Genomic DNA, 10,133 nt, shown 5'->3' on the forward strand with positions numbered 1-10,133 from the left:
CATGGAAGAAGGCACTTTGAACTCACCTAGTCGTTGTGAACTCACCGAGGAGGACTACGAGGCCTTCCAGTGGGACACGCGCGAGGACTGCGAGGTCCGCCAGATCCTCGACCGGGTGGCCGACAAGTGGTCGCTACTGGTGATCGCGCTGCTCGACCGGAACACGCTGCGGTTCACCGAGCTCAAATACAAGATCGACGGCATCAGCCAGCGCATGCTCACCACCACGCTGCGGCATCTCGAACGCGACGGGCTGGTGAGCCGCACCGTCTATCCGGTGGTGCCGCCCCGCGTCGAGTACGCGCTGACGCCGCTGGGGATGACGCTGCACAAGACGATCCAGTCGCTGGTCACCTGGACCGAGGATCACCAGAGCGAGATCGCCCTCGCGCGCGCCCAGTACGACAAACGCGCCACCGTCTAGGGAGCCGCATGGCCAGACTGTCCGGAGGGGATCCGTCACTGCTGCGGCGGCTCAACGCCATCGCCGTCCTGCGGGCGCTGTACGAGGCCGAGGAACTCACCCTCGCGGAGCTGGTCAAGGCGAGCGAGGTCTCCCGTCCGACGGTCGAGGAGATCGCCACCGACCTCGGGGAACAAGGGCTGGTCGAGGAGGTCCCGCTCCCGCCCGGCGCGCCGCGGCCGGTGGGGCGGCCCGCCAAGCGGTACCGCTTCCGCCATGAGTCCGGGCACGTCGCCGGCCTCGAGATCGGCCCGCGTCAGGCGTTGTGCCTGGTCGCCGATCTGCGGGGCGAGGTCGTCGGGCGGGCTGAGGCCGGACTCACCCCGGAGGCCGCCGCCGCGGACCGGCTCGGTACCGCGCACCGGGTACTCGCCACCGCCGTCGAAGGCCACGAGAACGTGCGAGTGCTCGGCATCGGCACCACCGGAGCGGTGTCCGGCGGCAAGGTCCTCCGCGACGACCGTCTTCCCGGTTGGACCGGGGTCGACCTGCCCGCGGAGTTCGCAGGCGGCTGTCCGGTGCTGACCGGGAACGACACCGGGCTCGCGGCGCTGGCCGAACACTGGCGCGGTGCCGCGCGCGGCGTCGACGACGTCGTCTACGTGCGGGCCGGGCGCACCGTCTCGCTGGGCCTGCTGCTCGGCGGGAGGCTGCACACGGGCCACCACGGCGCGGCAGGCGAGATCGGCGCCCTGCGCCAGGGCGGCGGCTTCGTCGAACTCGTCGCCGCGACCGTGCTCGCCGTAGACCCGCGGCTGGTGGTGATCAGCGGCTCCGAAGATTCGCTGACGACGCCGCTACGCGCCGAACTGGCCCGGCTGTGCCTCTTCCCGGTCCGCGTCGAGACGTCGGCCCTCGGCGAAGACTCGGTGGCGCTCGGCGCGGTCCGGCTGGCGCTGAGCCGGGTGGAGCGTGACCTGTTCAGCGTCGCGGACGTCGCCTGAGCAGGCTGATCACCACGATCAGCACGGCCACCGCGCCACTGGTGAACAGCTGCGTCCGCGCGTCGGCGTCCGTCCACATGAGAATGAGCACGCCCGCCATCGCGAGCAGCGCGACCCAGCTGAGCCACGGGAAACCCCACATCCGCACCGGCAGGTCCGCGGCCGTGCCGTCCCGTTCCGCCGCTTTCCGCAGCTTCAGCTGCGAGACGGCGACGAAGATCCAGACCAGCAGGATATTCGCCCCGATGGCGTTCAGCAGGAACGGCAGGACGTGTTCGGGAGCGAGGAAGTTCAGCAGTACGGCCACGAAACCGAAGGCCACCGAAGCGAGCACCGCCGTCCGCGGGACGCCCGCGGAGGACAGCTTCAGCATCGCGCGCGGCGCTTCACCGCGGTCGGCCAAGGAGAACACCATCCGCGAGGCGCCGTAGAGATTCGCGTTCAGCGCCGAGAGCAACGAGGTCAGTACGACGAAACTCATCAGGAGCGCCGCCGACGGCACCCCGATCCGCTCCAGGATGGTCACGAACGGGCTGGTGTTGGCCGAAGCGGTCTCCCACGGCAGCAACAACACCATCAGCGCCACGGAACCGACGTAGAACAGCAGCAGCCGCACGATGACCGTGCGCGTGGTGCGGCGGATCGAATCCGCCGGGTCCTCGGACTCCGCCGCGGCGATGGTGACCAGTTCAATGCCACCGAAGGAGAACGCGACCGCGAGCAGGCCGGTCAGCACGCCTTGGAGTCCGTTGGGCAGGAAACCGCCGTGCCCGGTGAGGTTGTCGAGGCCGACCGGCGTCGTACCCGGCAGGATCCCGAATACCGCGAGCGTGCCGAGAACGAGGAAGCCGACCACAGCGGTCACCTTGATCGCGCCGAACCAGAACTCGAATTCCCCGAACGAGCGCACGGCGAACAGGTTCACCACGGTCAGCACGGCCATGAACAGCAGCACCCAGGTCCACTGTGGAATCTGCGGCAGCAGGCCGTTCGCGATCCCCGCCGCCGCGGTGGCCTCGGCCGCGACCACGACCACCAGCAGCGACCAGTACAGCCAGCCGACGGTGAACCCCGCCCAGCGCCCGAGCGCCTTCTCCGCGTACACCGAGAACGAACCGCTGCTCGGCTCGGCGGCGGCCATCTCGCCCAGCATGCGCATCACGAGCACCATGAGCAGACCCGCGACCACGTACGACAGCAGGATGCCGGGGCCGGCGGTCTTGATCCCCGCGCCGGTGCCGACGAACAGGCCGGCGCCGATGGCCCCGCTGATGGCCAGCATGGTGACGTGGCGCCGCCGGAAACCGTTCCCGAGCGACCGGGTTTCGATCGCGGTCACGGGTTCGGCGGGACCTGGTGCGGGCATGGTGGATCCATTCGTCTGCGGCGTACTGGGAAGCTCAACCGCGGGACAACTCTTCCAGCCGCTCGTGGAGCCGGTCGACGTGGTCCTCGCTTTCGGGCTTCATCAGCACGCTACGCAGGATCCGCGCGCCGTCCGCATCCGCCTCGGCCCCGGTGTGACGCAGACCGAACTGAGCCTCGCTCACCCGCAGCGTGCTGAGGAACACCGGTTCCCGCGCCGCGGCCATGCCGTTGCGCAGGATCCGCGCGCTCGCCTGGTCGATATTCGACAGCGAAAGCGGTTCCGTACGGGGGAAGTAGGTGACGATGTCGAGTTCCGGTGGCTGGTACAGGTCGAACCGCTCGGAGTCCTCCAGCAGCTTCGCCCACCGCAACGCCGCGCGGCGCCCGGCCGCGAGCACCCGGCCCAGCCCGTCGGGGGTGGGCGGCAGCACCCGGAAGGTGAGCCACAACGCGGCGGCGGCCGCGCCCGCCCGTGAGCATTCGAGGCTGATCTCGCCGAGATGCAGGTCTTCCGACGTGAAGTAGGTGTACGGCGAATCGTGCAGGTAGAACCGGCCAGCCGCGGGATCCTTGAACAGCACCGCGCCGCAACCGTAGGGCTGGAGGCCGTGCTTGTGCGGGTCGATGACGATCGAATCGGCCTCGGCGATGGCGAGCCACGGTGCCTCGGGCAGCCCTTCCGGACCGTCCAAACCGGACAGAAGACGGAAGAACCCACCGTAGGCGGCGTCGACGTGCACCCGGACGCCGTAGCGTTCACGCAGCGCCAGCGCCTCGTGGACCGGCTCCACCGTGCCGAGCGCCGTCGTGCCGGCGGTGAGCACCACGGTGCCGATCTTCCCGGTGCGCAATAGGTCTTCGAGCGCGTCGAGGTCCACCGCGCCGCGCGCGTCGACGGGCACCGTATGCCCCTCGACGCCGAGCACACCGCACATCCGGCCGTGCGTGTAATGCGCCTCGGCGCTGTACGCGATCCCCTTGCCGGGATGCGTTTCCCGCGCGACGAACAGTGCTTCGAGGTTCGCCACCGTGCCGCTGGTGGTCAGATGCCCCAGGTGTTCCGTGTAGCCGAACATCGTGGCCAGCTGCCGGACGACCTCGCGTTCCATTTCGGCGGTCGCCGGGCCGCCGTCGAGCGCGTGGTTGTTGGGGTTGACCAGCATCGCGGCCAGGTAGCCGACCACCGCGGCCGGATGCGGCGGTTTCAGCATCTGGCCGGCGTAGGAGGGGTGGAAGAACGGGTAGTTGTCCTTCAGCCGCTCGGTGAGCTCTTCGAAGGCGGCCTCGAACCGCCCGTCGGAGATCTCCAGTGACGGATGCGGCCGGAAGGAGCCGAACGTCTCCGCCCACCCCTCGTTCGACGTCAACGCCTGACCGAGCCAGTACCGGAAGTCCATCAAGCGCGCCCTTCGCTTCGTTCGGCTCCAAAAAACGTAGGAGCAGGCGGAGGCCTCGCGCAACCGTCTTCGGTAGGGGTCAGCTCTTCCGGGTACGCCGTTCCTCGCCCTTCTCCTCCAGTTGCCTGACGATCTCCCGCAGCGAAGCCGCCAGCGCGGTGCAGTCCGCGGGGCTGAGCCGTTCGGTGACGAACGCTTCCTCCTGGTTGAACTCGGGGAAGAGCTCCCGCATCAGCCGCTCCCCCTCCGGCGTCAGCGCGAGCAGCACCAGGCGTCCGTCGACCGGATGTTTGCGCCGGGTGACCAGTCCGTGCGCCTCCAGGGTCTTCATGACCCCGGTCAGCGTCCCCTTGGTGATACCGGACTCCGCGGCGACGTGCCGGGTCTCCTTCTCGCCGAAGATCCACACCACCCACAGCACCACGAATGCGGTCCAGGTGAGACCGGCGGTGCGCAGAACCGAGTTCTCGAAATGCAGCCGGACGGCCGTCGCGGCGCGATGAAGATTGGCCACCGCCTCCATCCGCTCCCAGAGCAGCGGGATCCCGCCCAGTTTGGCCCGCACGGCGTTCTCGGTCTCGGCCAGTGTGTGATACCCGGTCAACAGCCACATCCTCACCGGTCCCGGAGGTACCAGCCGATGGGCACGCACCCCCGCGCACCCGCTCCGCAGATCGTATGCGGAACGGGCGGGAGTCCACAGTGGTCTTTCCGGGCTACGCGGCGGACGGGAGCGGCTCCAGGAGGTCCTGTCCTGTTTCGGACAATTCCGCGGGTATCCGGCTGCCGGGAACCCCACCGGCGGGCAGCCGGATCAGTCCGGCGTGGGCGAGGCGGTGGGCCGTGCTCTGGTCGCTGCACGGCAGGCCGTCGACATAGAGATCCGGCTCCAGGCTGACGGTGATCTCAGCCCTGCCCTGAGCCACGGCTCGCAACATGGCCAGGGCCCGGCATGAGAGGCCTTCGGGGTCTTTGGCTGTCTCGTTCATTCGGGTCACTCCTCTGACCTGGGAGTTTCCCGTCGGGGACGGTTCAAACATGACCACGGTCACCGTTGGGGAACGGCCGCGCGATGCTCGGCGATGTCGCCGAACAGGTCGCCCATCTCCTCGACACGCTCGAGCACCTGCCCGGCGGTGAACAGCAGATCCTCGGCCTTGCGGCAGGCTTCGACCTCCTCCCAGGTCACCGGCGTGGAGACGGTCGGGATGGCGCGGCCCCGCAGCGAGTACGGCGCGATGGTGGTCTTGGCGGTGTTGTTCTGGCTCCAGTCGATGAACACGCGACCGGGACGGATGGCCTTCGTCATCCTGGCCACCACGGTTTCCGGTGAGCGGCGCGCGAGTTCCTCCGCGACGGCCTTGGCGTACTCGGAGGTGCGCTCGTCGGACCGCGTGCGCACCGGGCAGTACAGCTGCATTCCCTTGTTGCCGCTCGTCTTCGCGTACACCGTGAGCCCGTCCCCGATGAGCAGGTCGCTGAGGACCTCGGCGACCCGGCAGCAGTCGACGACGTCCGCGGGCGGCCCGGGATCGAGGTCGAACACCAGCAGATCAGGCGATTTCCGCGCGCCGCGCGCGCCGACCGTCCACTGTGGAATATGCAGTTCCAGCGCGGCGAGATTGGCCGCCCACATCAGCGTCGGCAGGTCGCCGACGACCGGGTAGTCGAGCGTCTCGTCCCCGCCCCGGCGGCCGCGGTTGGTGAGCCGCGCCGTGCGCACCCAGTCGGGGGCGTGCCGGGAAACGTTCTTCTCGTAGAACGGTTCGCCGTCGACACCGTCGGGGAACCGGCGGAACGTGGCGGCGCGGTCGCGCAGATGGGGGAGCATGACGGGGGCTATCCGGCGGTAGTAGTCGAGGACCTCGCGTTTCGTGAAACCGTGCGCGGGGTAGAGCACCTTGTCCAGATTGGACAGGCCCAGCCGCCGCCCCTCGACCTCGACCGTTATCCGCTCCTCAGGCACCCTTCGACCATAGATCACCGGTGGGCTTTCCGGGGTACCGTGAGGCATGAGCACCGTGCCGGACGCGATCGCCCCGATGCTGGCGACCGACGGTGACCTGCCCACCGGCGGATGGGGCTACGAATACAAATGGGACGGCTACCGCTGCTGCCTGCGTGTCGCGCGGGACGGCGAGACGCGACTGACCAGCCGCCGCGGCCTCGACGTCACGGCGACGTACCCGGACGTGACCGCCGAGGCGCTCAGCGGCCGTGAAGCCGTCCTCGACGGCGAGATCGTCGTCCTCGACGACCAAGGACGCCCCAACTTCCCGCTGCTGCAAACGCGGCATCTGCGTACTCCGGACGAGTCACTGCTGGAACGCAGTCCAGTCCACTTCTTCGCCTTCGACGTGCTGTGCCTCGACGGAAACCTCTTGCTCGACGAGCCGTACGAAGCCCGGCGCGAGGTGCTGACGTCCCTGGGCGCCGGCGGCCGCATCGCCGTCCCGCCTGGGTACACCGACGACGACATCTCCCCCGATCAGCTGCTCGAAGTCGTCCGGCGACACGGGCTCGAAGGACTGATCGCGAAGAAGCTCGACAGCCGGTACTACCCCGGCAAGCGGACGCGGCAGTGGATCAAACGGGCGCTGTGGCACACCCAGGAGGTCGTGATCGGCGGCTGGCGTCCCGGTGACGGACGGCGCTCGGGGACACTCGGCGCGCTGCTGCTGGGCGCGCACGACGAATCCGGCGACCTTCGGTACATCGGTGACGTCGGGACCGGATTCAGCGACAAGGTCCTCGAAGACCTGCACGCCCGGCTCACCCCGCTGGAACGGAAGAAGCCGCCGTTCGCTTCGGAGGTCCCCCGCGACCGCGCACGACGGGTGCACTGGGTGGAGCCCGAACTCGTCGGGGAGGTCGTGCACCGGAACTGGACCCCGGACGGCCGCCTGCGGCACACGACCTGGCGGGGACTGCGGGCGGACAAGACCCCCGAGGACGTCAGGACGCCGCCGTCGGCAACCGATCCAGGATGAGCAGGGCCGCGCGTTCGACCTGATGACGGCGGCGTTCGTCGGCGACGTCCTGGATGCTGAACGCCCAGTGCGCCTCGAACAGGCATACCAACGCGTAGACCGTGTCCGCGACGTCGTCGGCGGAAGCGCCGGGACAGTGCGCGGCCAGCAGCGCCTCCAGTTCGGGCAGCCAAAGCCCGGTCCACAGCTCGCGCAGACGACGCCGCACCTCCGCGTCGCGCGCGCTCAACGCCACCAATTCGGTCCACACGACCAGATCCTCGTGTGACCGGTAGGCCCCCGGCGCGAAGAGGGACAGCACCCGTTCACGCAGGGACAGGCCGGGATCGCGGCGGAAGATCTCCGTTCCCAAGGCGCCGACGGCGTGCTCGATGAAGGCGCCGAGCAGCTCGTCCCGTGAGCCGAAGTAATGCAGCACCAGCGTGCGCTGCATCCCCGCCGCCTCGGCCACCTTCGCGAAGGTCACCCCCGCGAGCCCTTCGCGCACCACCACTTCGGCGGTGGCGCGAAGAATCTCCGGGATCCGCTCACGGGCCTTGCTCGGCCTTCCGACTTGATTTACTGTCATGACAGTAAATATATCAAACAGGGGGTCTGACATGCGTGTTCTCGCACTCGGGGGCGGCGGCGAGATGGGAGCGGCCGCGGCGGAGGTCCTGGCCGCGGACGATTCGGTGACCGGTGTGGTGATCGCCGACCGGGATCTGGCGCGGGCCACCGCGGTCGCGGACTCGTTGGGAGCCAAGGTGTCCGCACGACGGGCGGACGCGACGGACCACGCCGGACTGGTAACCCTGATGAGGCAGCACGACCTGGTCGTCAACACGGTGGGGCCCGTTCTTCCGGTTCGGCGTGCCGACCCTGACGGCCGCCATCGACGCGGGCCGCGACTACGTCGACATCTGCGACGATCCGGAACCGACGTTGCGCATGCTCGAACTCGACGGGCGGGCCAAGGCCGCGGGGATTTGCGCCCTGATCGGCACCGGCGCCAGCCCCGGCGTCTCGAGCATGCTCGCCGTGCGCGCGGCGCGGGAACTGGACACCGTCGAAACCCTCCTCACCGGCTGGAACATCGCCGCGGCCCAGCCGGAGAACCCGCACACCGGGCCGGGTCCCGGCGCGGCGGTCGTGCACATGATGGAGCAGATCAGCGGCACCATCCCCGTCCTGCGCGAAGGGCGGCTGGTGAACCGCCCGGCACTCGAGAAGCTGAGCTGGCACCATCCCGGGCTGGGCGTCCTGAGCGGGCGCACCGTCGGCCATCCCGAGGCCGTGACCCTGCATCGCGCCTTTCCCACGCTGCGTTCCAGCACCAACGTCTGCGTCGGGGACAAGACGGCGCTCAGGGCGCTGGCGGGGCTGCGGCGCCTCATCGACGCCGGGGCGCTGAACCCCGAACGCGCCGCCGCCCTGCTCGAACGAGCGGAGAAACTGCTGCCCTCGGAGACGAGCGACATCTTCAGACGAGGCACTCCGCCTCCGCTGTTCGCCGTGGCCACGGGCATTCGCGAAGGGCGTCCCGGTGTCGCGGCCACGATCCTGGCCAACACCCCGGGATTCACCATGGCCGCGGCCACCGGCGTCCCGCTCGCGGTATCGGCGCTGCTCGTCCCCGCCGCCCACCGTCCCGGCGTCCACACCCAGGAAACCCTCATCGACGCGGACGACTTCTTCGCCGCGCTGGCCCCGCACTGCCTCGGAACCCCACCGGCCGGGCGCATGACCGCCACCACGACGAGCTGGGCGTCCGAGCGGGAGAACAAGCGCGCACTGGAGACCTCCGCGCTGACCGCGCTGATGAACTGAACTCCCGTGTCCCCGGCGTGTCAGCGCCGTGGCGGTCCGGTGTCAGGCCGGTCGGTGATCGTTGTTTTCACCACAGGAGATCACCACCACCGAGGAGTTCGAGATGTCTGTTTTCCCCACGCCTCAGCCGATCACCGCCACGCTGACCATCGCCGGTGCCCGGGTGCGCGTCGCCGCGAGCGACCGCCAGGACACGGCGGTACTGGTCGAGCCGATCGACGCCGCGAGCAAGTCGGACGTGAAGGTCACCGCCAACACCAAGGTCGCCTTCGACGACGGGAAACTGTCGATCGAGACGAAGAAGGCGGGCGGCAAGGACGGCTCGGTCGCGATCACCGTCGAAGTGCCCACCGGTTCACAGCTGGTGCTGAACACGGCTTGGTCGGACGTGAGCGCCGAAGGACAGTTCGGCGACTGCTCGCTGGAGATGTCGTCGGGCCAGGTCCGGATCGATAGCGTCACCGCGGTGCGCGGCGACCTCGCGGCCGGTGAGGTCGCGATCGGACACGTCACCGGGACCGTGGCCGTCGAAGGCGGCTCGGCCGGGGTGCGGATCGGCGAGGCCGGCGGCATCGTCAAGTACTCGGGTTCGACCGGGAAGGTCTGGATCGGGCACGCACGGTCCGACGTCGACCTCTCCGGTTCGAGCGGGAGTTTCGACATCGACCGCGCCGACGGCGACGTCGTCGCCCAGGCCGCCAACTGCCCGATCCGCGTCGGACGGCTGTCGCAGGGTTCCGCCGAGCTGGCGAACGCGTCCGGCGGTATCGAGGTCGGTGTCGACGGGGACACCGCCTCGGTGGACGCCAAGAGCACCAAGGGTTCCGTGCGCAACTCCGTCGCCGCCGGCGAGGGCGGTGCCAAGGTCCACGCGCGCACGCGGCTGGACGACAGCGTCATCCACCGTGCCGCGTGAGCCTCGGGTCCGGGGTGGTGGTCGCAATTAGTCGACTGATTGCGGCCACCTCTCCCTCCTTATTCGCTTCGCGTTCTTCGCACTCTTCGCGTTCTTCGCACGCTTAAGAGCGCTTCGGTTCGTATTTTCCAGCATTTTTGAATACTAGGCTGTTTGGGCTAGCGCAGGTGTTCGATTCGGAGTAGTTTGGGGTGGTGGCCAGCGACGATGCATCTCCAGTGACGTCCACCGAGTGGTGGCGTGTCG

General features: G+C 69.1%; 11 protein-coding genes and 1 pseudogene. 6 read left to right on the forward strand and 6 right to left on the reverse strand.

Annotated features, from left to right (window positions below; genetic code table 11):
• Position 1: 1 nt before the first annotated feature.
• A complete protein-coding gene (locus ACFVM3_RS19730; RefSeq protein WP_378440490.1) occupies positions 2-424 on the forward strand; it encodes a winged helix-turn-helix transcriptional regulator in 423 nt (140 codons plus the stop codon).
• 8 nt (positions 425-432) lie between these two features.
• Complete coding sequence (locus ACFVM3_RS19735) at positions 433-1,407, forward strand: ROK family protein (protein WP_378440492.1); 975 nt, start codon at positions 433-435, stop codon at positions 1,405-1,407.
• On the opposite strand, the gene ACFVM3_RS19740 is transcribed toward ACFVM3_RS19735, so the two are convergent.
• From ACFVM3_RS19740 to ligD (ACFVM3_RS19760), 5 genes are all read right to left on the reverse strand, one after another.
• Entirely contained in the window at positions 1,385-2,773 is a 1,389-nt protein-coding gene (locus ACFVM3_RS19740; RefSeq protein WP_378440493.1) for an amino acid permease, read from the reverse strand. The genes ACFVM3_RS19735 and ACFVM3_RS19740 overlap by 23 nt on opposite strands.
• A 34-nt stretch (positions 2,774-2,807) precedes the next feature.
• Entirely contained in the window at positions 2,808-4,172 is a 1,365-nt protein-coding gene (locus ACFVM3_RS19745; protein ID WP_378440495.1) for a pyridoxal phosphate-dependent decarboxylase family protein, read from the reverse strand.
• 79 nt (positions 4,173-4,251) lie between these two features.
• Entirely contained in the window at positions 4,252-4,785 is a 534-nt protein-coding gene (locus ACFVM3_RS19750) for a MarR family winged helix-turn-helix transcriptional regulator (RefSeq protein ID WP_378440497.1), read from the reverse strand.
• 103 nt (positions 4,786-4,888) lie between these two features.
• Positions 4,889-5,161: a hypothetical protein gene (locus ACFVM3_RS19755; RefSeq protein ID WP_378440499.1), complete on the reverse strand. Its 273-nt coding sequence runs from the start codon at positions 5,159-5,161 to the stop codon at positions 4,889-4,891.
• Between the two features lie 59 nt (positions 5,162-5,220).
• The gene (ligD, locus tag ACFVM3_RS19760; protein ID WP_378440501.1) at positions 5,221-6,138 is read right to left on the reverse strand and encodes a non-homologous end-joining DNA ligase; all 918 of its coding nucleotides are present in this window, start codon (positions 6,136-6,138) and stop codon (positions 5,221-5,223) included.
• Between the two features lie 46 nt (positions 6,139-6,184).
• On the opposite strand from ligD (ACFVM3_RS19760), the gene ligD (ACFVM3_RS19765) reads away from it, so the two are divergent.
• The gene (gene ligD, locus ACFVM3_RS19765; RefSeq protein WP_378440503.1) at positions 6,185-7,162 is read left to right on the forward strand and encodes a non-homologous end-joining DNA ligase; all 978 of its coding nucleotides are present in this window, start codon (positions 6,185-6,187) and stop codon (positions 7,160-7,162) included.
• Here the strand turns inward: ligD (ACFVM3_RS19765) and ACFVM3_RS19770 are convergent.
• A complete protein-coding gene (locus ACFVM3_RS19770) occupies positions 7,128-7,730 on the reverse strand; it encodes a TetR/AcrR family transcriptional regulator (protein WP_378440505.1) in 603 nt (200 codons plus the stop codon). The genes ligD (ACFVM3_RS19765) and ACFVM3_RS19770 overlap by 35 nt on opposite strands.
• A gap of 31 nt (positions 7,731-7,761) precedes the next feature.
• Here ACFVM3_RS19770 and ACFVM3_RS19775 point away from each other — a divergent pair.
• The 3 genes and pseudogenes from ACFVM3_RS19775 to ACFVM3_RS19785 form a co-directional block, all read left to right on the forward strand.
• Positions 7,762-7,992, forward strand: a pseudogene (locus tag ACFVM3_RS19775) (saccharopine dehydrogenase NADP-binding domain-containing protein); the annotation flags it as partial.
• Between the two features lie 22 nt (positions 7,993-8,014).
• The gene (locus ACFVM3_RS19780) at positions 8,015-8,971 is read left to right on the forward strand and encodes a saccharopine dehydrogenase family protein (RefSeq protein ID WP_378440507.1); all 957 of its coding nucleotides are present in this window, start codon (positions 8,015-8,017) and stop codon (positions 8,969-8,971) included.
• Between the two features lie 103 nt (positions 8,972-9,074).
• Positions 9,075-9,887 (forward strand): DUF4097 family beta strand repeat-containing protein, encoded by an 813-nt coding sequence (locus ACFVM3_RS19785; RefSeq protein ID WP_378440509.1) that lies wholly within the window; start codon positions 9,075-9,077, stop codon positions 9,885-9,887.
• Positions 9,888-10,133: the final 246 nt, after the last annotated feature.

It is taken from the genome of Amycolatopsis sp. NPDC057786 (assembly GCF_042797905.1).
In the GTDB taxonomy this organism is placed as follows: domain Bacteria; phylum Actinomycetota; class Actinomycetes; order Mycobacteriales; family Pseudonocardiaceae; genus Amycolatopsis.

What these genes read in the sequence shown, in the direction of transcription:
- ACFVM3_RS19730 (WP_378440490.1), top strand. Translation starts at nt 2, where the DNA reads ATGGAAGAAGGCACTTTGAACTCACCTAGTCGTTGTGAACTCACCGAG.
- ACFVM3_RS19735 (WP_378440492.1), top strand. Translation starts at nt 433, where the DNA reads ATGGCCAGACTGTCCGGAGGGGATCCGTCACTGCTGCGGCGGCTCAAC.
- ACFVM3_RS19740 (WP_378440493.1), bottom strand. Translation starts at nt 2,773, where the DNA reads ATGCCCGCACCAGGTCCCGCCGAACCCGTGACCGCGATCGAAACCCGG.
- ACFVM3_RS19745 (WP_378440495.1), bottom strand. Translation starts at nt 4,172, where the DNA reads ATGGACTTCCGGTACTGGCTCGGTCAGGCGTTGACGTCGAACGAGGGG.
- ACFVM3_RS19750 (WP_378440497.1), bottom strand. Translation starts at nt 4,785, where the DNA reads ATGTGGCTGTTGACCGGGTATCACACACTGGCCGAGACCGAGAACGCC.
- ACFVM3_RS19755 (WP_378440499.1), bottom strand. Translation starts at nt 5,161, where the DNA reads ATGAACGAGACAGCCAAAGACCCCGAAGGCCTCTCATGCCGGGCCCTG.
- ligD (WP_378440503.1), top strand. Translation starts at nt 6,185, where the DNA reads ATGAGCACCGTGCCGGACGCGATCGCCCCGATGCTGGCGACCGACGGT.
- ACFVM3_RS19770 (WP_378440505.1), bottom strand. Translation starts at nt 7,730, where the DNA reads ATGACAGTAAATCAAGTCGGAAGGCCGAGCAAGGCCCGTGAGCGGATC.
- ACFVM3_RS19785 (WP_378440509.1), top strand. Translation starts at nt 9,075, where the DNA reads ATGTCTGTTTTCCCCACGCCTCAGCCGATCACCGCCACGCTGACCATC.